Origin of the sequence: Thalassospira lucentensis MCCC 1A00383 = DSM 14000 (assembly GCF_000421265.1) — a bacterium.
Lineage (GTDB): Bacteria > Pseudomonadota > Alphaproteobacteria > Rhodospirillales > Thalassospiraceae > Thalassospira > Thalassospira lucentensis.
The window spans coordinates 194,034-216,431 of the sequence record NZ_ATWN01000003.1 but is presented as its reverse complement, the minus strand read 5'-3'; the positions used below and the strand labels follow the sequence as shown (position 1 = coordinate 216,431).

The 22,398-nt window shown below is 54.6% G+C and carries 20 protein-coding genes and 1 tRNA gene; 11 read left to right on the top strand and 10 right to left on the bottom strand.

The window, feature by feature from the left end; all coding sequences use genetic code 11:
• Positions 1-24: 24 nt before the first annotated feature.
• Positions 25-528, bottom strand: a complete 504-nt coding sequence (locus tag K355_RS0107730) for a disulfide bond formation protein B (protein ID WP_022731549.1) — start codon at positions 526-528, stop codon at positions 25-27.
• 48 nt (positions 529-576) lie between these two features.
• Positions 577-1,164, bottom strand: coding sequence for a YqaA family protein (locus K355_RS0107725; protein ID WP_022731548.1), 588 nt, complete (start codon positions 1,162-1,164; stop codon positions 577-579).
• Positions 1,165-1,400: 236 nt separating this feature from the next.
• On the opposite strand from K355_RS0107725, the gene K355_RS0107720 reads away from it, so the two are divergent.
• Positions 1,401-1,486 (top strand) — tRNA-Leu (locus K355_RS0107720).
• A gap of 109 nt (positions 1,487-1,595) precedes the next feature.
• On the opposite strand, the gene tkt is transcribed toward K355_RS0107720, so the two are convergent.
• On the bottom strand, positions 1,596-3,602 hold the full coding sequence (gene tkt, locus K355_RS0107715) for a transketolase (RefSeq protein ID WP_022731547.1): 2,007 nt from the start codon (positions 3,600-3,602) through the stop codon (positions 1,596-1,598).
• 135 nt (positions 3,603-3,737) lie between these two features.
• Here tkt and K355_RS0107710 point away from each other — a divergent pair, with 135 nt between their 5' ends.
• From K355_RS0107710 to fba, 4 genes are all read left to right on the top strand, one after another.
• Positions 3,738-4,523, top strand: coding sequence for a triose-phosphate isomerase (locus tag K355_RS0107710; protein WP_022731546.1), 786 nt, complete (start codon positions 3,738-3,740; stop codon positions 4,521-4,523).
• Positions 4,520-4,981 carry a D-erythrulose-4-phosphate isomerase gene (gene derI / locus K355_RS0107705; protein ID WP_022731545.1) on the top strand — a complete coding sequence of 154 codons (462 nt, stop codon included), beginning with the start codon at positions 4,520-4,522 and terminating at the stop codon, positions 4,979-4,981. Before K355_RS0107710 ends, derI begins: the two co-directional genes overlap by 4 nt.
• A gap of 63 nt (positions 4,982-5,044) precedes the next feature.
• Complete coding sequence (locus K355_RS0107700) at positions 5,045-6,013, top strand: class 1 fructose-bisphosphatase (RefSeq protein WP_022731544.1); 969 nt, start codon at positions 5,045-5,047, stop codon at positions 6,011-6,013.
• Between the two features lie 3 nt (positions 6,014-6,016).
• Entirely contained in the window at positions 6,017-7,048 is a 1,032-nt protein-coding gene (fba, locus tag K355_RS0107695; RefSeq protein ID WP_022731543.1) for a class II fructose-bisphosphate aldolase, read from the top strand.
• A gap of 263 nt (positions 7,049-7,311) precedes the next feature.
• On the opposite strand, the gene K355_RS0107690 is transcribed toward fba, so the two are convergent.
• The 4 genes from K355_RS0107690 to K355_RS0107675 form a co-directional block, all read right to left on the bottom strand.
• The gene (locus K355_RS0107690; RefSeq protein WP_022731542.1) at positions 7,312-8,262 is read right to left on the bottom strand and encodes a D-ribose ABC transporter substrate-binding protein; all 951 of its coding nucleotides are present in this window, start codon (positions 8,260-8,262) and stop codon (positions 7,312-7,314) included.
• 90 nt (positions 8,263-8,352) lie between these two features.
• Positions 8,353-9,387, bottom strand: coding sequence for an ABC transporter permease (locus K355_RS0107685; RefSeq protein ID WP_022731541.1), 1,035 nt, complete (start codon positions 9,385-9,387; stop codon positions 8,353-8,355).
• Positions 9,388-9,398: 11 nt separating this feature from the next.
• Positions 9,399-10,946, bottom strand: coding sequence for a sugar ABC transporter ATP-binding protein (locus tag K355_RS0107680; protein ID WP_022731540.1), 1,548 nt, complete (start codon positions 10,944-10,946; stop codon positions 9,399-9,401).
• Complete coding sequence (locus tag K355_RS0107675) at positions 10,943-11,593, bottom strand: DUF2291 family protein (protein ID WP_022731539.1); 651 nt, start codon at positions 11,591-11,593, stop codon at positions 10,943-10,945. The genes K355_RS0107680 and K355_RS0107675 overlap by 4 nt, the downstream gene beginning before the upstream one ends.
• Before the next feature lie 507 nt (positions 11,594-12,100).
• Between K355_RS0107675 and K355_RS0107670 the strand changes: the two genes are divergently transcribed.
• The 6 genes from K355_RS0107670 (at position 12,101) to K355_RS23450 (ending at position 19,598) form a co-directional block, all read left to right on the top strand.
• Positions 12,101-13,702, top strand: a complete 1,602-nt coding sequence (locus K355_RS0107670) for an FGGY-family carbohydrate kinase (RefSeq protein WP_022731538.1) — start codon at positions 12,101-12,103, stop codon at positions 13,700-13,702.
• Position 13,703: 1 nt separating this feature from the next.
• Complete coding sequence (locus K355_RS0107665) at positions 13,704-15,212, top strand: glycerol-3-phosphate dehydrogenase (RefSeq protein WP_022731537.1); 1,509 nt, start codon at positions 13,704-13,706, stop codon at positions 15,210-15,212.
• Complete coding sequence (locus K355_RS0107660) at positions 15,212-16,144, top strand: TIM barrel protein (protein ID WP_022731536.1); 933 nt, start codon at positions 15,212-15,214, stop codon at positions 16,142-16,144. The genes K355_RS0107665 and K355_RS0107660 overlap by 1 nt, the downstream gene beginning before the upstream one ends.
• 95 nt (positions 16,145-16,239) lie before the next feature.
• Positions 16,240-17,175 carry a sugar-binding transcriptional regulator gene (locus K355_RS0107655; RefSeq protein WP_022731535.1) on the top strand — a complete coding sequence of 312 codons (936 nt, stop codon included), beginning with the start codon at positions 16,240-16,242 and terminating at the stop codon, positions 17,173-17,175.
• A 23-nt stretch (positions 17,176-17,198) separates the two neighbouring features.
• On the top strand, positions 17,199-17,960 hold the full coding sequence (locus K355_RS0107650; RefSeq protein ID WP_022731534.1) for a DeoR/GlpR family DNA-binding transcription regulator: 762 nt from the start codon (positions 17,199-17,201) through the stop codon (positions 17,958-17,960).
• Positions 17,961-19,046: 1,086 nt separating this feature from the next.
• On the top strand, positions 19,047-19,598 hold the full coding sequence (locus K355_RS23450) for a hypothetical protein (RefSeq protein ID WP_022731531.1): 552 nt from the start codon (positions 19,047-19,049) through the stop codon (positions 19,596-19,598).
• 22 nt (positions 19,599-19,620) lie between these two features.
• On the opposite strand, the gene K355_RS0107630 is transcribed toward K355_RS23450, so the two are convergent.
• From K355_RS0107630 to K355_RS0107620, 3 genes are all read right to left on the bottom strand, one after another.
• A complete protein-coding gene (locus tag K355_RS0107630; RefSeq protein WP_022731530.1) occupies positions 19,621-20,388 on the bottom strand; it encodes a 2OG-Fe(II) oxygenase in 768 nt (255 codons plus the stop codon).
• 123 nt (positions 20,389-20,511) lie between these two features.
• Positions 20,512-21,126, bottom strand: a complete 615-nt coding sequence (locus K355_RS0107625; RefSeq protein ID WP_022731529.1) for a phage tail protein — start codon at positions 21,124-21,126, stop codon at positions 20,512-20,514.
• Between the two features lie 295 nt (positions 21,127-21,421).
• The gene (locus K355_RS0107620; protein WP_022731528.1) at positions 21,422-21,880 is read right to left on the bottom strand and encodes a DUF6916 family protein; all 459 of its coding nucleotides are present in this window, start codon (positions 21,878-21,880) and stop codon (positions 21,422-21,424) included.
• Positions 21,881-22,398 lie beyond the last annotated feature (518 nt).

Genomic DNA, 22,398 nt, shown 5'->3' with positions numbered 1-22,398 from the left:
ATCAAAGGTGTGATTTTGTATGGTTTATTTCTTCATCCAGCGTGATGGTGAGATCAGGCAAAAGACCGTCAATGCCGCAGAAAAGAACAAATTGACCGTTGGCATGGTGATACCAAACAGTTTCCAGTCGATCTTGTCACAGCGGATAATCGGCTGCGCCATGAGTTGCGCCTTAAGGTCGGCAACTGAGCTGGCACCACTTTCAACGCCGCCGCACATTGCTGGTCCCTGCCACCAAAGTTCTTGTACGCCGACGTGATAAAACGCAATTGCGGTGCCGACTGCAAACGTAATGCCACACAGATAAACAATAAACCGCGCGGCAGCCGGAAAGCGCAGCAGCAATAACGCAATAACCGAAAGTCCCGCGACACCATAAAATGGCATGCGCTGATACAGGCATAAAACGCACGGCAGAAGCTTCTGGACATATTGCGCATAAAAGGCAAAGCCAAGGCTGCCAACCGATACCAGAAAAAGTGCGATCAGTGGAAAGGCTGAAATTGTGCGGGTACGGTGCTGTTTCATTATCAAGATGTCCGTATTGCGTGGATGCTGTTTTGGGCGGGGACGGCCTTAACCATGCGGCACAAGTTTGATCGCGGCAAAGCCACCAATAAGAACCACAACAAATATGGTGAAAAGGAGGCCCAATCGCCGTTCGATAAAATCGCGAATGGCCGGACCGAACTTCCAAATCAGGGCGGCAATGACAAAGAACCGCAATCCACGCGCAAAGATCGAGGCAACGGTAAAGACAACAGGATCAAGGGCCGTAACCCCCGACAGGATCGTGATGACTTTATAGGGGAACGGTGTCACACCGGCGATAAATACCGCCCAGGCACCCCATTCATTATAATAGTCGCGGAATTGATCAAACTTTGCGGCATAACCATAAAGCTGAAGAACGGGTTGGCCTACGGCTTCAAACAGGAAGTAGCCTATGCCATAGCCAACCATCCCGCCAAGAACCGACCCGACAAGACAGATCAGCGCATAGCGCCATGCCTTGGTCGGTGCGGCAATGATCATTGGGATCAAAAGAATATCGGGTGGAATCGGAAAGACCGAGCTTTCAATCGCAGCAATGAAAAACAATGCCAACCCCGCGTGGCGGTGGGCGGCAAGATTCATGGTCCAGTCATACAGGCTGCGAAGCACGGCGGGTGCGCCTTCTAATCTAAGTGTTGTTTTATGAGTTGATCGAAATTCGATATGTGCCGGGTTCGTACCCGCAAAAGACGCGCCGATCAAAGCGTATTTTGCCCCTAATCGCAACGCTGCAGTTCATTGTGGGCCGGATCCTTGCATTTTTGCATAAACCCCCATTGACCCCACGAAAATTACAGCTATTATCCCGCCCGTCGATGGGGGTGCAGCACGCACCCATATAGCCTGCCCCTGTGGCGGAATTGGTAGACGCGGCAGACTCAAAATCTGTTTCTCTTTGAGAGTGGGAGTTCGATTCTCCCCGGGGGCACCATCGCTTCTCTCCTTGCTTTCAGCGATTTAATAATCGCGCCAAAAAAATCTCATTCCGCCTATACGGGGTTTAATGTGGGTCCGAGTTAGTGTCCCGGACCCGCAGGTTGTTATTTTGCGATTACTGTTTTCGCTCTTGCGACGATTGCCTCGGTGGTGATGCCGAACTCGGCGTAAAGGCGTTCAGCCGGGGCCGATGCACCGAAACCGGGCATGCCAATGACATCTGCTTCGCGATCGACATAGCGTGTCCAACCAAAGGCTGAGGCAGCTTCAACCGCGATGCGTGGTGCTGAGCCCAGTACTTCTTCGCGATAGGTTTCGGGCTGTGCGTCGAAAAGTTCCCAGCACGGCATTGAGACGACCGCCGATGCGTATCCTTCTGCTTGAAGAATCTCTGCGGCCTCAACCGCCAGTGAGACCTCCGTACCGGTGGCGAGAAGTGTTATGTCACGTTCCTTGCCAAACTCGCGGATAATATAGGCACCGCACCGGGTGAGGTTTTCAGATCCGGCTTGGCGCAGTTGCGGTACGTCCTGACGGGAGAGTGCCAGCAGAGATGGCGTGCCCTCTGACCTTACCGCAATGTCCCAGGCTTCGAGTGTTTCGATCGCATCCGCCGGACGGAAAACGTTGAGGTTGGGAATGGCGCGCAAAGATGCGAGATGTTCAACAGGTTGGTGTGTCGGTCCGTCCTCTCCAAGACCGATGGAATCGTGTGTCATGACATATGTCACGCCAAGTCCCATCAAGGAGGCAAGGCGGATGGCGTTGCGGGCATAATCAGAAAACACTAGAAAGGTACCACCATATGGCTTGAGCCCGCCATGCAATGCCAGTCCGTTCATCGCGGCGGCCATGCCAAATTCACGCACCCCATAACCAATATACCTTCCGGGATTTTCGGCCGTGAATTGGCCGTCAACAGCCGGGACGCGGGTCAGGTTTGAGCCGGTGAGGTCCGCACTGCCACCGATCATTGCGGGGATGGCTTCAGTAAGGTGTTCAAGGGCGATTTGTGAGGCTTTCCGGGTTGCAACCGTCTGTGGTTTTTCAAAAAGGCAGGCACGTGCCATTGCCACTGCACGTTCGTATGTTTCTGGAAGATGTCCTGCGACGCGGGCGGTAAAGCTTTCTGAATGCTCCGACGCGGCCAGTTTGGCTTCCCAGGCTATCCGGGCATCGGTGCCGCGTGTGCCGATGGCATGCCAGTTGGCGGCAAGCTGGGTCGGGATTTCAAAGGGCGTGGAATCCCATCCCAAGTTTGCCTTGGCAAGTGCGCCTTCTTCTTCGCCAAGCGGGGCACCATGTGCCTTGGCGGTGCCTGCACGGTTGGGAGAGCCAAAACCGATTGTCGTTTTCATGGCAATGAGGGATGGGCGCTTGGTTTCGGCTTTGGCTGCTGTCATTGCTGCGTCCAAGGCTTTTGCATCATGTCCGTCACACGTGATGACGTGCCAGCCGCATGCTTTTAAGCGAGCCGGGATATCTTCTGAAAATGAGATTGATGTTGGGCCGTCGATGGTGATGTCATTGTCATCATAAAGCAGATTGAGCTTGCCAAGGCCAAGATGCCCCGCGAGTGAAATTGCTTCCTGACCGATGCCTTCCTGAAGGCACCCGTCGCCGTGCATCACCCAGGTACGGTGATCGACAAGATCTGGAAATTCTGCGGCGAGTGCACGTTCAGCCAGCGCCATGCCAACGGCGGTTGCAAGACCCTGTCCGAGGGGGCCGGTCGTGGTTTCAACCCCTTTTGCATGACCCCATTCGGGATGGCCGGCTGTGATGGAGCCCCACTGACGGAAATTGCGTATCTGATCAAGAGTCATGTCGGCATAGCCCGTCAGATGCAGCAGCCCATAAAGCAGCATTGATGCATGGCCATTCGACAGGATGAACCGGTCACGATCCGGCCAGTCGGGTGCTGACGCATCAAATTTCAGGTGTTTGCGAAAGAGCATTGTCGCCGCATCCGCCATGCCCATTGGGGCGCCCGGATGCCCGGAATTGGCCGTGTTCACAGCATCAATGGCAAGGGCGCGCAGACAGTTGGCCAGTGCGAAGTTTTCAGGGTCTTTGGCGGCTGCGGCCGCGATTTGTGATTGATTGTTCATAGGGTCCTCCTCTGTCTGAAAGCTAGCAGTAGCGCCTCTTGTGAACAATTAAAAATAACAAAATAACAAAAATAATGTTGAATAATGTGAGATAAATGTTATTTCTTCCGAACCAAGACGGAGGAAATATTTGCCATGCCCAAGGTTTGGATCGGCACCAGCTGGAAAATGAACAAGACGTTGCCCGAAGCGCTGAGCTGGGCAAAGGGGCTGGCGTCAGCCGATCTTTCACCTTCTATTCAGACATTTGTTATTCCGCCTTTCACCGCGACCCGGCAAGTCAAGGACATGTTGGCGAAGACATCCGTGCTGGTGGGGGCACAGAACATGCATTGGGCCGTTCAGGGTGCCTGGACCGGTGAGATTTCCGCGCCAATGCTGGTTGAATGTGGCCTCGATCTTGTTGAATTGGGGCATTCGGAGCGTCGCGCGCATTTCAACGAAACGGATGAGACGGTGGGGCTGAAAACGGAAGCTGCGGTTCAGCACGGTCTGATTCCGCTGATTTGTATCGGTGAGACGCTTGAAGATCGCGAAAAGGGCCGGGCTTCCGAGGTTCTCGCCAAACAAGTGCGCGGTGCGCTTTCCAAGCTGACGGATTGCCAGAAAGCGGCTGAAATCTGGCTTGCTTACGAGCCGGTATGGGCCATCGGTGAGAACGGTATTCCTGCGACATCGGATTATGCCGATGCACGTCAGGCAGAAATTATCAAAGTTGCCGAAGACGTGCTGGGCCGCCGCGTGCCGTGTCTTTATGGCGGATCAGTCAATCCCGGGAATTGTGCCGAGCTGATCACGTGTCCGCATATTGATGGCCTGTTTATCGGGCGCTCAGCGTGGGACGTGGACGGGTATTTGGACATTCTTAAGCGTTGTGACACTGCGCTGAACGCGCAGGTCAATATGGAGGAAACGATATGAAAATCGCAGTGGCTGGCGACAGTGCTGGCGAGGGACTGGCCAAGGCATTGGCTGAGTATCTAAGCAACAACCCGGATTACGATGTGACCGAAGCCTCGCGGACCGAAGCCGGGCCGGACGATTACTATGCCAATCTCTCGGACCGGGTGGCTTCGGCGGTAAAGGCGGGGGTCTATGATCGTGCCATTCTTTGCTGTGGTACTGGTATCGGGGTTTGCCTTGCTGCAAACAAGGTTCCAGGCATTCGCGCAGCGCAGGCGCATGACACCTATTCTGCGGGCAAGGCCGCAACATCGAACAATGCCCATATCATTACAATGGGTGCACGTGTTGTCGGTGTGGAACTTGCCAAGGATATCGCCGATGCGTTTCTGTCAGCGGTGTTTGATCCACAAGGAAAGTCGGCAACCAACGTTCAGGCCATCGACGCTGTTGATGCAAAATACCATACAGCGTAAGTCAACGGATCGCAGGTTCGGCACCAATGGTGTCTGACCCACCTTTGACGACGGATGTTGAACATGCTGATTTTGCCAAATGACCGTGCCGCCGATGCCGCAATGCTAAAAGCCTGTCTACCGACGGGCGAATTGGGCAGTTTGTTGGATGCAATCGCCAATGCTTTGCCGGCCATTGCCGCGCGCCTTGCCGCCGGGAAATTGCCTGGTGATCCTGCTGCACCATGTGGCCACAATGAAAGTGGCGATGCGCAAAAGGCGCTGGATGTCGGTGCACATGATCACATTATTGCTGCTTTGAGGGGGTGTGGTGTTCGTCACCTTTTGTCCGAAGAAGCCCAAGCAGTTGAAGTCCTTGATGCCAATGGCAATTACGATATTGCAATTGATCCGATAGATGGCTCTGGATCAATTGGTATTGGTGCGCCGCTTGGCATGTTGTTTGTCATTTACCCAACGGGACCTGCGAACTTTTGCCGTAAGGGTTCCGAAGCGGTTGCTGCCGGATATGCATCGTTTGGCCATTCGCTGGATTTTGGGTTTACCGCCGGGCAGGGCGTCCATATCGCCACATATGATGGGCGTGATTTCAAAATGACTGCAGTCGATATTCAGCTAAAGAGCGAGGCGGGAACAATTGCCTATAACGCCTCGAACGAACGACATTGGTCGCCGGGCCTGCAGGCGTGGGCGTCCGATTTGCGCGCCGGTGCGGATGGTCCGCGTGGACGCAATTTTAATATGAGATGGCTGGCCGCAGCTGTCGGGGAATTGCACCGTATTCTGTTAAAGGGCGGGGCGTTTATGTATCCGGCAGATCGGCGTGACGGTTACCGTGAGGGAAGATTGAGGCTTGCCTATGAAGCCGTTCCAATTGCCTGTCTGATCGAGGCAACCGGCGGTCGCGCCACCGATGGGACCAACCGTATTCTCGACCTGATGCCCGCAACACCGCATCAAAATGTACCGCTTGTGTTTGGCGCACGCGAAGAGGTCGACATCATCGCAAGATATCTCTCGGAGGAGAATTGACTTATGGCACGCATTACGCTTCGCCAATTGCTCGACCATGCCGCAGAACACGGTTATGCCGTACCGGCATTTAACATCTCGAACATGGAAATGGGGCTAGCAATCATGACAGCGGCGCGCGAAGCAAATGCGCCGGTGATCCTTGCGGCCTCACGCGGGGCGCGTGCCTATGCGGGCGATAAACTGCTGGCAAGGTTGATTGACGGGCTTGTCGAAACCTTTCCGGAAATTCCGGTTTGCATGCATCTTGATCACGGGAACAATCTGGCGACTTGCGCTACTGCGATCCAGCACGGTTTTACATCCGTGATGATGGATGGTTCGCTTGAAAGTGATGGCAAAACCCCGGCCGATTACGCATACAATCGTGACATCACCGCACGCGTTGTGGAAATGGCGCATGCCTGCGGTGTTTCGGTTGAGGGCGAGTTGGGAGTTCTCGGATCGCTTGAGACCGGTATGGGGGATCAGGAAGACGGTCATGGTGCCACCGAGAAGCTGTCAGGCGAGCAATTGTTGACCGACCCCGAAGAAGCCGAACGGTTCGTGCGCGAGACGGGTGTTGATGCCTTGGCCGTCGCGATGGGGACAAGTCACGGTGCCTATAAGTTCAGCCGTCAGCCCGATGGCGATATCTTGGCAATGACTGTCATTGAAGAAATCAACCGCCGCTTACCAGACACGCATCTGGTCATGCATGGCTCTTCATCGGTGCCTGACGACTTGCGTCAGGTGATTAACAATTTTGGGGGCGACATGCGACCCACTTGGGGTGTGCCGGTCGACGAGATCCAGCGCGGTATTCGTTCCGGGGTACGTAAGGTGAATATTGATACAGACAACCGCATGGCCATGACGGCGGGCGTGCGGCGTGTTCTTTCGGAAAATCCGGGGGAGTTTGATCCACGGAAGTACCTTAAGGAAGGCACCGCCCTGATGACCGAGCTGTGCAAATCACGGTTCGAAGCCTTTGGGACCGCCGGTCACGCCGACCGTATTAAACCGTTGTCGCTTGAGGCAATGGCAGTAAGCTGACGGGCGACATATACAAGAAGCGGTAAAGAGCTTCCTTCGCTGGTTCCTCATTAAAAGTCCCCGTCAGGTGCGGGGACTTTTATTTTGCGCAGGATATTCACCAAAAGATAACGACCACACTACTCCGGTATTTAGTAATTTGTAACGATCACTACAAAAAGAAAACCCCGCTCAATTTGAACGGGGTTTTCTTCAGATAGGAAGGGAGCATGTGATGCATCCCTCCTCATTGTCTATGCTTGGACCTAAATCAGGTGGTTTGATTACCGATCAAGCTGGAACGGTCCAGAGAAGGAATAAACATCAAGAATGCTGGCATCGACCAGAATGCAATCAAAGAGCTGCTTTTCTTCGACAACCTTCAATTCCCCGGTGGTGATGAAGTGATCGGCCTGACGAACGGCTTCTTCTGCAAAGATCGCAACCGGTTGCAGGACGGTGTAGGTCAATTCACCTGCCTTGACGGCTTCAACAGCATCAGGTGAACCATCAAAGCCGCCAATGATTTTGCCTTCAAGTTTACCAGCTTCTTTCAGGGCGGCAATCGCACCAAGAGCCATTTCGTCATTGCCCGAGATCACGCCCGAGATATCCGGGTTGGCCTGTAGCATCGACTGCATTTTTGAATAGCCCTGGGTACGATCCCAGTTTGCCACTTCCTGTGCTTTTTTCTCAAGATCGGGGTATTGGGTCAGCACCGTTTCAAACCCGTTCGAGCGCGTCTGGGCATTGTTGTCCGACGGTGCGCCAAACAGTTCAACATAGGAGCCACTATCGCCCATCGCATCGACCCAGGCCATGGCACCAAGGGCAGCACCTTGTGCGTTGTTTGATACCAACTGTGCTTTGGCAAGGCCTGTCTGATTGATTTCAGCATTCACGATGAATACGGGGATGCCAGCGGCAAACGCTTTTTTCACGGCACCGATCGAACCGTCGGCATTGGCCGGATCGAGAATAATCGCCTTGGCCTGATTGGTGATCGCGGTGTCAACGAGGTTGCTTTCGGTGTTGGTATCACCCTTGTGTGCCCCGACATTGGCGTCATAGCCAAGCTCTTCTGCCGTGGCTTTGGCAACTTCCCCTTCAGTAAACCAATAGGGATTTGAAGGATCATTCACGATGATCGAAATCAGGCCGTCTGCCATCGCCGCAGTCGACATCAAAGGCAGGGCAGCAATCGTTGCGAAAAGTGTACGCTTTATAACGTTCATTTTGGGTGTCCTCCCGTTGGGTTTTGATATTACCGGACGTGTCCGGCGGTTATTCGGGCGCAAGACCACCCTGTCTCGCACCCGAATTCGTTATCGGCCGGAACGGCCGTATTGAAGGCTGTTAAGCAGCACGGCGAGCACGATCACCGCACCGGTAAAGACGGTTTGCCAGTAAGCAGAAACGCCGATAATGACGAGGCCATCGCTCAGAAAGCCGATTACAAAGGCGCCGAGCATCGTGCCGCGTACGTTGCCACGCCCCCCGGTAAGTGCCGCCCCGCCGATTACTACTGCTGCGATGGCCGTGAGTTCGTAAGTGGTGCCGGCGGTCGGACCTGCGGATGTCAGCTGTGAGGAAAGCACAAGCCCGGCAATGGCGGCACAAACACCCGACAGCACATAGACCGAAACTTTCACGCCACGGGTAGGTACGCCCGACAGTTCGGCCGCCCGTTCGTTCCCGCCCGACGCATAGAGCCAACGACCAAACGCTGTTCGCATCAGGACAAGACCAATGATCAGGGCAACCACTGCCAGAACGATCACGCCGATGGGAACGCCCGCGATACGGTTGAAACCAAGCCAGTCAAAGCCGGTATTGCCCAGTGCTTCGGTGCCGCCCAGATTGTTGTATGTGAGACCATTGGTCATCAACAGCGCAACACCGCGTGCGACATAGAGCATCCCAAGCGTTGCGACGAAGGCCGGAACCCTGAAAAAGGCGATGAGCACCCCGTTGACCGCCCCGACAAAAGCGCCAAGTGCGATGGTCAGGACGACAACGGCCCAAACCGGCGGGTACAGAATGACGCCGGAGGATGGAATTTCGACACCTTGCATAAGGTAACCTGCGACCACTCCGGACAGACCAAGTGTCGAACCAACCGAAAGATCAATGCCGCCATTCAGGATCACGAGCAACATGCCGATGGCCAGAAGGCCAAAGATCGCCACATGAGATGACATGGTCAGGAAGTTGCTGCCGCTGAAATAGACAGGTGACAGGAACGAGAAGGTGATAACAATCGCCACCAACGCAAAGAATGCACGACCTTCCAGCAGGATCTTGCCGATATTGAGGTCTATGCCACCTGCAGCAGGCGTAGAAGTCGTGGTTTGTGCCATGTCTGGCCTCCCTAGTGGTGCACGGCTTCGCCAGAGGCGGCCATGATCTGTTCTTTGGTTGCTGTATGGTCGAATTCGGCCGCAATTCGGCCTCTGTTCATGACGATGATTCGGTGCGCGATGCTCAGGCACTCTCCGACTTCCGAAGTCGAATAAAGAACCGCGAGCCCGCGTTTTTCAGCGGTGCTTGCCAGCAGTTTGAAAACCTCGGCTTTTGCGCCGATGTCGATCCCGCGTGAAGGTTCATCCAGCAGGATGACTTCCGGCTGGGTGGCGAGCATTTTTCCGATCACGACCTTTTGCTGGTTCCCCCCCGAAAGCGCGCCAATCATGGTGGCACCGCTTTCGGTTTTGACCGTGACTTCGCGAATTGAGTCTTCGATCACCTTGCTTTCGACCTTGCGGCTGGTGAACAGGCCACGGGTAAAGGCCGCAATTGATGAAAGTGAAAGGTTTTGTCCAACCGTCATTGTCTGGACGAGACCGTCGCGTTGACGGTCTTCGGGTACAAGAACCAGACCGGCATTGATGCGCTCGGAAATGGAAAGGTTGGAAACATCCTGCGTATGCAGTTTTACAGTGCCGCTTTGCGCCTTCAGGCGTCCTGCTGCACATTCCATCATTTCTGTCCGTCCTGCTCCCATCAACCCATAGATGCAAACAATCTCTCCGGACCGGACGCTAAGGTTAATGTGATCAACCACCAGCCCGTTGCCCGACGCATCGGGTACGCACAGGTTTTCGATCGTAAGGGCCGGTGCGCCCATTTTGCTGTTGGGGCGCGCGCCAAGGTTGAAGTTTTCACCTACCATGTTGCGCACGATCCATTCGATGTCGATTTCCGCACGGGGGGCCCATGCCGTCATTTCGCCATCACGCAGGACAACAGCGTGGTCCGTGATCTCCAATGCCTCTTCAAGGTGATGGGAGATATAAACGATGCTGACCCCTTTGGCGGTCAGGTCGTTAATGACCTTGAAAAGGACTTCGACCTCGGACGAGGACAGGGCGGAGGTTGGTTCATCCATGATCAGGATGCGGCTCTTGGCCTGTAATGCGCGGGCGATCTCGACAATTTGCTGCTGCCCTAAGCGCAATTCCTCGACCGGGGTGAGCGGATCAATATCTTCTTCCAGCTCTTCCATGAGGGAGCGTGTTATGCGTTCTTCCTCGGCGAAATTGACACCGGTTGCTGTGCGGATTTCGCGCCCCATGAAAATGTTGTCACGGACATTCAGGTTTCCGGCCAATGCCAGTTCCTGATGAATGATCGAGATGCCATGCGCCAGAGCATGATTGGCGCCGTGAAAACGCACGGGTTCATCATCAAGCAGGATATCTCCGGATGTCGGTGCAATAATGCCCGACAGGATTTTCATCAATGTTGACTTGCCGGCACCGTTCTCGCCAAAAAGGGTCGTGACCTGTCCGCGGTGGATGTCGAAATTCACGCCCTTCAATGCCTGAAGCGGGCCGTAAAATTTGGCGACATCGCGGGCCGACATCACAACTTCGTCGGCGGTGAATGTTTCTGGTGTGATGGTCTGAAGTGCTGTCATTGGACCTGCACCTCGACCGGGGTGATCAGCCACATTTTCGGATTGATCAATTTGAAAACGCCGGTAATGGAAATTGTCTTTCCGGGAAGCGACTCTCTATCCAGGTCTTGAAGAATTTCGGACTTCATGGCCCGATTGATGCCAGCACCGGCATCCTGATACTCGATCTGGTTTTTGAATTCGCCAAATGCGATATCGCCCGGCGCGTCACGAAGATCCGTACCATTGATTGCAGGACCCGTTTGAACCCGGATGCGGATATCTTCAAGTCCATCAACGGTGACGTCGTAAATGCCGCCTTTTCCTTCGCCAACCGTACCGGTCAGTTCCACTGGTAGCACCGGCATTGCGCCACCGGTGCCGTATTGTTCGGCTGCGGCCTTTTTATCCTTTGCCAGCGCATTTGCCAGTGTTTTTGCGTCAACAGCGCGGCTGATCACGTCATCGCGGATGCGCGGGAATTGTGCCGCGCCATACGTATCGGCAGAAAATCCGGCAACACGCATGTCCTGCTCGGATCCGATTGTGACAACCGTGGTATCAAGGGCGATGGCAGTCAGGACACCAAGGACGGTTGCTCCGATGAGCATGCCACGCCGACCAAGACGCGGTTTGAGGGATCTGGTGGATATATCGGTGGCACTCATTGTCTCTTTATCCTCCCGTCTAGCCACGCTGGGCCCTGTTAATCTCTTTGGGGAGGGGCTGGTTAACTCTGAACATTGTCGCGAATCTGAACTTTTTGCCGCCAGCAATGTGGCGCGAAACGCGTCGCTGATCAGAACCAGCTCGGCCTGTCTTGGTGCAGGCCATTTTCCTCCCGATGCACAAAACGAAGCATGATTTTGCACGTTTCGCTTGTCCCATCCCGAATCCCGTTTTTGGTTGAAACCGCCATTTTCTGCGATTGGCTGGCCCCGGTATCCGGTTTGTGTTTATTACCATAACTGAAAAAAATTACAAAAAAAGTAAAAAATTACACTCGACATCGACCAATGTCGGGTTATGCTGAAAAAACAGCTCGGGAAGATTCTTCTCTTGCAAAGGCCGCAGTGACCGAAAAGTCGGAGGCCAGATAAAGAAAAAACAGGGAGGACGTCGCATGGCACACACATGCTGCGTGACTTGCTATCTGCGCCAACAAAAGGTGCAGCATGGCTGAGCGCGACATCATTATTGGGATCGATGCGGGTACGTCCGTCATCAAGGCCGTCGCTTTTAGTCTTTCCGGACGTCAGCTCGGAGATGCTGCCGTTCCCAATCAGTATGCGAGCGGCCCAAGCGGTGCTGCGACGCAGGACATGAACCGGACATGGGAAGACTGCGCCAGCGCGTTGCGTTGCCTCGGTGATAAAATCAAGGACCTCGCCAGCCGCACCGCAGCCCTTGCTGTCACAGGTCAGGGCGATGGCACCTGGCTTGTCGGTAAAGATAATCGCCCGGTCAGTGACGCATGGCTGTGGCTGGATGCACGGGCGGCAGAAACCACGCGTGACCTTGCGGCCAAAGAGGTTAATTCAGAACGGTTTCAGGTTACCGGCACAGCGCTAAATACCTGTCAGCAGGGTGCACAGATGGCGCATATGCATCGCCATTTCCCGGCACTTCTTGATCGGACCGAAACCGCCATGCATTGCAAGGATTGGCTTTACCTTAATCTGACCGGGATGCAGGCAACCGACCCCTCAGAAGCCAGTTTTACGTTCGGGGACTTCCGCACGCGTAGTTATTCCGATCTTGTGATCGACGCCCTTGAACTGCGCAGCCGAAGCCACCTGTTGCCCGATATTCTTGATGGCAGTCAGCAAACCCATCCACTTGGTGATGCGGCCGCGGCAAAGACCGGTCTTTTGGCCGGAACTCCCGTCAGTCTTGGCTATGTCGATATGGTCATGACCGCACTTGGTGCTGGTGTCTATACCGGGACGCCGGGGGCCGCATGTTCGACGATCGGATCGACCGGTGTGCATATGCGCGCGGTCAGGGATACGGATGTACGCCTTGGGGGCAATTCCGGCTATGTCATTTGCCTGCCTGCCGCACATATGGTGACACAGGTTCAAACAAATATGGCCGCTACGCTTAATATCGATTGGGCGCTTCGCATGGCGGCCGACCTGATGAGCGAAACAGGACATCTCCACGATTATGCCGATCTGGTTGCCCGTATTGATGATTGGTTGGCGCGGTCCGAGCCCGGACAAATTCTGTATCATCCCTATGTGTCCGAAGCGGGCGAGCGCGGACCGATGGTCAATGCCAGTGCGCGTGCCGGATTTATCGGTCTTTCATCTGGACACAGTTTTCCTGATCTGATCCGGGCCGTAGTTGAAAGCCTTGGCATGGCGGCACGTGATTGTTATGGCGCAATGGATGAATTGCCCAGAGAACTGCGCCTGACCGGCGGCGCTGCGCGATCAAATTCATTGCGCGCCATTCTTGCTGCCGCGGTAGGTGCTCCTGTGCGGGTTTCGGGCCGCGAAGAAGCCGGTGCAGCCGGATGCGCAATGATGGCTGCTGTCGCTATCGGTGCTTATTCCGACATGGAAAGCTGTGTTGCCGAATGGGTGTCCCCCCTTCTGGGCGAAGCCGAGGCACCCGATCCGGATTTAGAGGCAACTTACGCTGAACTCTATCCCGTTTATGTCGAAGCCCGCGAGGCACTTGAACCGGTCTGGGATCGGTTGGCGGTGCACCGTGATCGGCCAATAGACCCAAAAACGAACGCGTCAAAAACCGCGCAAGGAGGATCGTGACATGAGCATCCGGGAACTCGATCTGTTTATCATTGGTGGCGGTATCAATGGCGCAGGCTTTGCGCGTGATGCCGCTGGTCGCGGTCTGAAGGTCGCCCTGTGCGAAAAGGATGACCTGGCCGAAGGGACGTCATCACGTTCGGGAAAGTTGGTGCATGGGGGACTGCGCTATCTGGAATATTACGAATTCCGTCTGGTGCGGGAAGCCCTGATTGAGCGTGAAGTTCTGATGAACGCCGCCCCGCATATTATCTGGCCTTTGCGCTTTGTCTTGCCGCATTCGCCTCAGGACCGTCCTGCCTGGCTCGTGCGTTTGGGGTTGTTTCTCTATGACCATTTAGGGGGACGAAAAAAGCTGCCGGGGACACGCACACTTGACCTGCACAGGGATCCCGAGGGTGCACCGTTACTTGATACGTATAAAAGAGGGTTCGAGTATTCGGACTGCTGGGTAGATGATGCGCGTCTGGTGGCGTTAAATGCGCTGGATGCCGCGCAACGCGGTGCGATTGTGATGACGCGTACGCCAGCAGTAAGTGCGCGTCGCGAAAATGGCAAATGGCATGTCAGCACACAGAACAGGCTTACCGGCGAAACGCGCAAATTTGTTGCGAAATGTCTGGTGAATGCGGCAGGCCCGTGGGTGACCGATGTCCTGACCCGGGTTGCTGGTGCCAATTCGACGCGCAATGTGCGACTTGTCAAAGGTAGTCACATCATCGTGCCAAAGTTCTGGGATGGGCCGCACAGCTATCTTGTTCAGAATGACGATAAGCGCGTGATCTTTATTAATGCCTATGAAGGTGACAAGGCGCTGATCGGGACAACAGATATTGCCTATGACGGCAAGGCAGAAGACGTGGCGATTGATGATTACGAGATTTCCTATCTGCTTGATTGCGTGAACCGTTACTTCAAGGAAAAACTCCGGCGTGAGGATATTCTCGAGACATTCTCGGGTGTTCGGCCCTTGTTTGATGACGGTAATGGCAACCCATCGGCGGTTACCCGGGATTATGTGTTTGACCTCGACGAGGGTGGGGGAGCACCGCTTCTGAACATTTTTGGGGGCAAGATTACAACATTCAGAGAACTCGCAGAACGCGGTATGCGCGAAATCCGTCACATCTTTCCGGATATGGGCGATGACTGGACAGAATGTGCCGCACTCCCCGGCGGGGATATGCCCGATGCCGATTATTCTGCATTCGGTGAGGCGCTAAAGTCTGAATTCCCGTGGATGCCACGACCGTTACGCGACTATTACGGGCGGCGTTATGGGACATTGACCCGTCGGATTGTGGGGAATGCGACAGGATTTGACGGGTTGGGACGTTTTTTCGGCGCGCATTTTTATGAGGCAGAGGTCAACTGGCTGGTAGAAAACGAATGGGCGATGACGGCCGAGGATATTATCTGGCGTCGCACCAAACACCGGCTCGATATGACCGAGGTCGAAATTTCAACATTCACTGAATGGTTCGACACAACATACGCGGTAGTTTCCTGATGACCCTGAGCCTTTCTCTTAACACCAATCCGCTGGTGAACCGTTTTGCGGATCCCGATGACCTGATTGACTGCGTGGCTCGTGATCTGCGCATTCGTGATCTTCAACTTACGCATGAATTCATCAATCCGTCTTGGCCTGCACCTGTGATTCGACGGCTTACGCGGCAAATGGGGGCGGCAATGAGGCGCACCGGTGTGTGCGTGACGTCGGGCATGACGGGCCCTTATGGGCGCTTGAACCACTTTGGTCATCCCGATGTTGACGTTCGACGCTATTATGTTGATTGGTTTAAGTCGTTTGCTGACATCATTGCGGATCTCGGTGGGACCTCTGTGGGGACGCAATTTGCCATCCTGACCTACCGGGAGCAGGATGACCCCGCGTCGCGTGAGGACATGATTAAAGTCGCCATTGATTGTTGGGCCGAAGTTGCCGAGCACGGAAAAGCCGCCGGTCTGGACTATGTTTTCTGGGAACCGATGAGCATCGCCCGCGAATTTGGGGAGACCATTGCCGAATGCATTTCGCTTCAAGACCGGCTGACGGCTGAGAACATGGCCATTCCGATGTGGATGATGGCCGATATTGATCATGGCGACGTGACATCGGATGACCCGAATGATTTCGATCCTTATGCTTGGGCGCGTGCCGTCCCAAAAATCTCTCCGATCATTCACATCAAACAAAGTTTGATGGACAAAGGAGGTCATCGCCCGTTTACCGCCGAGTTCAATGCCCGTGGCCGCATCCAGCCCGAACCATTGTTATCGGCTTTCGCGCAAGGCGGGGCCGTAAATAACGAGATTTGTCTTGAGCTGTCCTTTAAGGAACGTGAACCCAATGACCGGGAAGTCATCCCGAACATCGCCGAAAGCGTTGCTTTCTGGGCGCCGTATATCGATACCGGTGCGTCGTCGCTTAAACTTTGAACGTATATGGTTCCGGTAGTGCTTCCCTCAATTTCGCGCTGGTCTTATAAGGAAACAACTCTTTACGTTGAGGCCCATCCGGGCTGAAGGATGTTATGAACGAAACTGACGAAACGCTCGCCATTCGGGCTGCCTGGATGCACTATGTTGGTGGCCTGACTCAGGCCAAGGTTGCAAAAAGGCTTGGTTTGCCATCGGTTAAGGCGCACCGGCTTATCGCCAAAGCCGTCGCTGACGGGCGTGTGAAGGTCTCGATTGAAGGGGACATCGTCGAGTGTGTTCAACTTGAGACGCGGCTGTTTGAGGCTTACGGCCTTAAGCTCTGCGAGGTGGCACCAGATATCGGCGAAGAAGGACTGCCCGTGCGGGCACTGGCACTGGCAGGTGCAGCATATCTTAAACGCCAGTTCGAGGCGGGCGAACATTCGATTATTGGATTGGGACATGGTCGAACATTGGCCGAAGTCACACGCCAGCTTCCCCGGATTGATGCCAAGGGCCTTCATTTCGTCTCCTTGCTTGGTGGCCTGACCCGCAATTTTTCGGCCAACCCGCATGATGTTATGCATCGGCTTGCCGAAAAGACCGGCGCGCGCGCTTATGTGATGCCAGTCCCGTTTTTCGCCAACACGGTTGAAGACCGTGAAGTGCTGCTGTCCCAGCGCGGCGTGGATGAGGTCTTCCGCATGGCGCAGGAGGCAACCTTAAAAATCGTCGGGATTGGCACCACCACGGCCGATGCACAGCTTGTATCATCGGGCATGATCGAACCCGCCGAAATTGAGGAAATCGCGGCGGCCGGCGCACAGGGAGAAATGCTTGGGGATTTCTTCCATGCTGATGGGGCTGTTGTCAAAACGACGCTCTCGGCGCGAACGCTGGCAGTGGGCTATGATCCTGAGCGTAAAGAGGATATTGTCGCCGTTGCGGGCGGACCGGATAAGATTGATGCGATCCGGGCGGTGCTGCGATCGGGTAGGGTGGCTGGCCTTATTACGGACGAACGGACCGCGCGCGCTCTGCTAGATTGATATACCGCGCAAAAGGGCACCCCATGAAACGAGATGACCGTAGGCAACAGATCCTTGATGCATTGGTGCGCGATGGTGCCGTGCAGCTTGATGAACTTGCCGAGACTTTCGGCGTGTCGAAAATGACCATTCACCGTGATTTCGATGATCTTGAAGGCGAAGGGTTGCTCCGCCGGACGCGTGGTGGAGCAACGATCGAGCCGGGGTCACAGTTTGAAAGTGACTTCCGTTTTCGCAACCTTCAAGGACACGATCTCAAGGAACGTATGGCGCGCGCCGCCCTTGAATGGGTGGAGCAGGGCATGACGGTTATGGTCAATGACGGTTCTACTGCGGCGGTTCTGGGGAGCCTGTTACCTGAAAAACGTCCGCTTACGGTGGTGACAAACAATGATGCCGTCATGGAGCAGCTCAAATCGGAACCTGGGATCACCGTGCTTGCCCTTGGTGGTCGTTATTCAGCGAAATATAATGCCTGGGTTGGCCGGGTGACGGAGGAGACCCTTGCTGCCTTGCGTGCGGATATTGCCTTTATCTCCACACCGGCCGCAGGCGATGGCCATGTCTATCACATGGATGATGACATCACCCGTACCAAACGACGGATGATGGATGCCGCGACACGTTCGGTTTTATTGATCAATCATTTGCGGTTCGATCATACAGCACTTCACGTTCTCGCCCCGTTTTCTGAGTTCTCGGCGGTGATCACTGATGCTCAGCCATCTGCGTCAGCACGTGCACAGATTGAATCCGTTGAAACGGAACTTGTGATTGCGGAATAATCTGGTGATGCTAAGAATCGTTGATGTTCGAAAATTACACCGCGACTCTGTTCTGGACGTATGGTTCTGAGTGCAAGTTTTTAGCGGATGGCACTTTGCTCTCGTTCGTTTGAAGTTTGTTTATTGTAGTAAGCTAAAGTCTCAGCCTATCAAGTGGCGATGTGCGTGGAAGTTGAATGGACCCATCAAATGAAATTCAGCTTGTATGTTCGAACGTTGCAATTTTACTGTCTTGAATACGTTCGTTATAATCAATCTTTCATTCCGGAAATCTGTCCAAAACACTGACATGTTGACATGAAAATTGAAGATATACCCCGGAAATCCCGTTGATTTTATTGTATTTGATATAGCCTCAAAATCTGTCTCACTTAGTGAGTGGGAGTTCGATTCTCCCCGGGGCACCATCGCTTTTCTCCTTGCTTTCAGCGCTTTTATTGTCGCAGTACGAGAATTTCAGCCTTCACCACGTTGTAGGTATCGGTCGATGACGAGAGCTTGCGATCAGCTTTTTGTTGCCTTCCTCAACCATTGTCTCGGGGCACGCCACATCACGAACTGTCCGTGACAGAGTGGCCGGTTCAACTCAGGCGTAAGGGGATACGGCAGCCTGAGCAGCACGTGACGTTCTGCTGGTGACTTCTGGAAATCAGGCGCATCAATCCCATCAGAGCCGGTTCCCAACCAATAGGTCAGGTCGGTGAGAGTTCCGATATCGGCACCCTTGCCCATTATGCCGACTGCGCGATTGAGGATAACCCGACGTCTCCAGACGTCCGGTACGCCGTCCCGCTCCAGATCGCTGCGGTTGTCGCAGCTCTCGCGGCTCTCGCCGTCGCGGCACAGGCTCTACCACCGGGCAGCCAACCCGAAATGCAAACTTCATCATGAGCCGGCGTTCATTTGGTGTCGGGGCAGAGGGAGCACCACAGTTCGTGTGTTCGAAGAATGTCATCTTTCCGTCAATCGCTCAGGTTCGGTCACACAGTACTCTTCGCCGAGATTTTCAGTTACTTCTAGCATTCCGTGTGTCTCTGTCCTATACGTGAAAGGTGCTGGAAGTCATTCGATTTCAGGGGGTAGGCTATGGCTAAACGTCAGATGTCTGGGCGTCGAGATTTGCCTGGTGGACTGTCGATCCGACCGCATCGCGATAGCGTTGCCGATAAGGCGTTCGTCAGCAAGTTGATCAAGGATAATCGCGACGATATCCGCGCCGCAGACGGCGCAAAAGACTACCTTGAATCTATCGTCGACATGCAAGAAACCGCCATGCAAACCGGTTATGGTGCCGCCTTTGGCAATGCCGCGCATTTCATCATCGAAAAAATCGGCGTCAATGTCGGCCGTCTGTTGGTCGAAAGTGGCGGCACGGAGGTGCGCATCGTCGATTTGCAGTTCATCCCCAGCGCCCAAGACCTGGGCTACGGTCCCATCGTCATCGGCACCATGCAGCAAGCGGCGGCGCAGCAACGCGTGCAGTTGGCGATCACGGTTTTGAGCAACCGTCCGAAATTGAAACACTGGTTGACGCTGAAGGGCTTCGTCGTCGACGAAACCAATCCCGCCGCCGACCGTATGGTGTGGAATCCCAGCGCCGAAGCCATGGGCGCATCGCGCATCTTCACGCCGTCCTAGACTCAGGACCTCGGCTAGTTCGTTAAAATAGATCGTGTTGCATTTCCGCCGTGATGAAGACGTACGCTCGGTCATGGTCGGTCGGTTGGCGCACCTCGCATCCATGTAGCGCATTCACCGAATTGGGAAACACCACCAAGGTGTTCTCCCGGTAAGGCACCGTCGTCACGCATTCGATGTCGTTTTCATCCAATTCAAACGCATCCAGACGGCCTTTCGGCCCGCTTTTCCAGCGAAACAAGTTCAGCCCGCCGCCAACGGACGTGTCATCGGGCGTGCGCAAATACAACAACGCCGTAAACAACCGGTTGGGCGTATCCAGGTGCGCCTTGCGGTGCGATCCTGCCGTGAGCGCGGGTGAAATAATCTCAAGGCGCGCATCGCACAGCACATCGGCTGCGCGCCAATCCGCCTGCCCGTCGACGCCAAAACGGCAGTCGTCGGGCAGGTCGGGTTGTGTTTCCGCCAAGTGCCCCTTGAACAACGCGCGCACCGCATGGGTGATGTCCGGACGCGTGTGGGCGGTCACGAAATCGGTCCATATGGGATCAAACAGCTCGGTTTTGATGAACACCCACGCCGGCGTCGGGGCGCGCAGGTTGTCCGCATCGGCGTCACCGCAATAAGGCGGCCGCGTGGACAACAATTTGGCGAACAGATCCGCATCCAGGGCATTCTCCACCACCAGGTGGGGAAACGGCTCGGTGCGCACATCTTCGGCGCGCGCGTGGGCAAAGATAGTCCGTTCAAGCAGCCGCTGGCCGGTCACATTTGCGTTGATGTCTTGCATATCCGCCCGCCTGTGTTTCTCTTAATTATCTTGATAGGTGACGTGTTACATGGAGTGCCGCGGTGGGGAGCGAATGGTCGTTCACAGGTTGAACCGTATACGAAACCACCGCGCCCTCGCCGTTTAGTTGCGCGACGGATACACGCCCTGCATGGCGATCGAGAAATTCAGCGCGATGATCGGTTGCAAGACGGAAAACTGTTGGTCGCCACCTGTCTCGGCGTTGATGACCGTCGGCTTGCCACCCACTGCATCCACCTCAAGGCCGCCGATCGGCACCACAACGCCCTTGCTGGCCGCCGGAACAAAGGTAAGGTTTTTGTCGCTACGGCTCTTGATGCTGGCGCCGATGTAATCGCCCGGATCGGCTACAACGGTCTGACCATCCTCGGTCGAAACGAACAAATCGGCGGAGATACTGACTTGGCCGCCGGCGGCGACGGCATCGTGGGTATGCGCCGGCATTTGATTAACGCTCAAGACCCGGGTCGTGGCCCCGGCACGTTCGCCGAGCGCATAAATCGGCTGCCCCGGCCCTTCGCCTTGGCCGATCGGCGCGCGCCCACGAAGATCGGGCAGCCCAAAGCTCGAACGTGCATCACCGCCGTAATGGTCGCTCAGCAACGAAAACAAGGCCTGATTGTCGCTTATGGCCACCAACTGGCCCGCGCACCAAGACCACCCTCGCGGCGGAAACGAAAAACCGAACGCACCGATAAACCCCAGAAATGTTTCCATTGTGATTTTCTCCCTATCATAGAAATTGCCAAATCAGCCGATGGACGACGTCATGCATAATGAAATGCTGTAGGAATAAAGCCCGTTGCGTAACCGAACATAAGACGGCGTCCCTTGTTCCACACCCCTACAGCAAACCGCATCTACGCTCTCGTTATCTCCTCGTCTTTTTTATAATGATTGATCGTTTAGAGGGTAGAATGCCATTGAATTAACGTTACGCTACAACCTATCCGATATCTAGTTTTTTATAACATTCATTGAATTGTAAAATACCGTCCGAAAAATACACGCATCAATTGAAAATTGCCTCGTAATAAATTCCCGGTTCTTGATCCGGATAGACCAAGGTGCGGGTCAGCATAACGTATGGAATCGTCCCCAATTGCGGGTGCAACACGTCATAATGCGACCCGCCCAGGGTGACTCCGTTGAGGCTGCGAAACACCAGATTGAACGGCATGCGCGCCTGACCGGGGTATCTGAATTTCGGCTTTTCTGAGCCTTCGACCAATAAAAACGGCGCTTGGCCATTGGCCCCCGCCAGTGTGATTTCATGGCTCATCAAGCTGGTGAAGTGGTCCATCAACAGTTGGTCACGACGCATGCGGCTTGGCGCCTGCGTCGTGTCGTCCGCGCGCGCCGCAGGGTTTTCCCCCGCATCCTCCGCGTCTCGCGCGTCGTCGCCGATGTATTGTGACAACGCGCTGGGGCACTCAACCGTTTGCAAGACAAGAGGCTGATCGTTGGACATGACGGCATTTCCTTTCCCTATTCGTAATTCCACCCACATTGCGTTAGAATCTGATCGAACCCATTACGATTAATGGCCTGTTTTAAGTTGAGGCCACCGCCTGTCAATGGCTTCCTCAAACACACGCATGGCGTATTTTTTCTTGAAAACACTGCCGCAAAAAAATAAAAAAACCTTACGATCAAGTATTTGCGGCTATTTTAACACACAGGCGTTGTAGGATGTAGAAATTTGACGTATCACTCTCATACAGGTAATGATATAGGTGCGCATGGATTTTTACACGCGACTTTATACGTTTGGATGGTTTCATGACTGCTTATGGCCTCACGCTCGGGGGCCGCGCGGCGGGCTTGCATTTTCATCGTCTGTCTGTCCCAAGCTGGGGCGCAGGTGGAGTTTGGCTTGCCGACGGAGACTGAGGAACTAGACAACTTTGGGGTCTAAATCCTGCTCTCGGAACGTGTGGAAATGCGTGTCCACACGAAGACGAAGCGGGGTACGGGAACGAGACAAAT

Coding starts and splice junctions, on each gene's coding strand:
- K355_RS0107680 (WP_022731540.1), bottom strand. CDS start 10,946: ATGACAGCACTTCAGACCATCACACCAGAAACATTCACCGCCGACGAA.
- K355_RS23450 (WP_022731531.1), top strand. CDS start 19,047: ATGGCTAAACGTCAGATGTCTGGGCGTCGAGATTTGCCTGGTGGACTG.
- K355_RS0107665 (WP_022731537.1), top strand. CDS start 13,704: ATGAGCATCCGGGAACTCGATCTGTTTATCATTGGTGGCGGTATCAAT.
- K355_RS0107660 (WP_022731536.1), top strand. CDS start 15,212: ATGACCCTGAGCCTTTCTCTTAACACCAATCCGCTGGTGAACCGTTTT.
- K355_RS0107655 (WP_022731535.1), top strand. CDS start 16,240: ATGAACGAAACTGACGAAACGCTCGCCATTCGGGCTGCCTGGATGCAC.
- K355_RS0107685 (WP_022731541.1), bottom strand. CDS start 9,387: ATGGCACAAACCACGACTTCTACGCCTGCTGCAGGTGGCATAGACCTC.
- K355_RS0107670 (WP_022731538.1), top strand. CDS start 12,101: ATGGCTGAGCGCGACATCATTATTGGGATCGATGCGGGTACGTCCGTC.
- K355_RS0107690 (WP_022731542.1), bottom strand. CDS start 8,262: ATGAACGTTATAAAGCGTACACTTTTCGCAACGATTGCTGCCCTGCCT.
- K355_RS0107700 (WP_022731544.1), top strand. CDS start 5,045: ATGCTGATTTTGCCAAATGACCGTGCCGCCGATGCCGCAATGCTAAAA.
- K355_RS0107650 (WP_022731534.1), top strand. CDS start 17,199: ATGAAACGAGATGACCGTAGGCAACAGATCCTTGATGCATTGGTGCGC.
- fba (WP_022731543.1), top strand. CDS start 6,017: ATGGCACGCATTACGCTTCGCCAATTGCTCGACCATGCCGCAGAACAC.
- K355_RS0107730 (WP_022731549.1), bottom strand. CDS start 528: ATGAAACAGCACCGTACCCGCACAATTTCAGCCTTTCCACTGATCGCA.
- tkt (WP_022731547.1), bottom strand. CDS start 3,602: ATGAACAATCAATCACAAATCGCGGCCGCAGCCGCCAAAGACCCTGAA.
- K355_RS0107620 (WP_022731528.1), bottom strand. CDS start 21,880: ATGTCCAACGATCAGCCTCTTGTCTTGCAAACGGTTGAGTGCCCCAGC.
- K355_RS0107710 (WP_022731546.1), top strand. CDS start 3,738: ATGCCCAAGGTTTGGATCGGCACCAGCTGGAAAATGAACAAGACGTTG.
- K355_RS0107630 (WP_022731530.1), bottom strand. CDS start 20,388: ATGCAAGACATCAACGCAAATGTGACCGGCCAGCGGCTGCTTGAACGG.
- K355_RS0107675 (WP_022731539.1), bottom strand. CDS start 11,593: ATGAGTGCCACCGATATATCCACCAGATCCCTCAAACCGCGTCTTGGT.
- derI (WP_022731545.1), top strand. CDS start 4,520: ATGAAAATCGCAGTGGCTGGCGACAGTGCTGGCGAGGGACTGGCCAAG.
- K355_RS0107625 (WP_022731529.1), bottom strand. CDS start 21,126: ATGGAAACATTTCTGGGGTTTATCGGTGCGTTCGGTTTTTCGTTTCCG.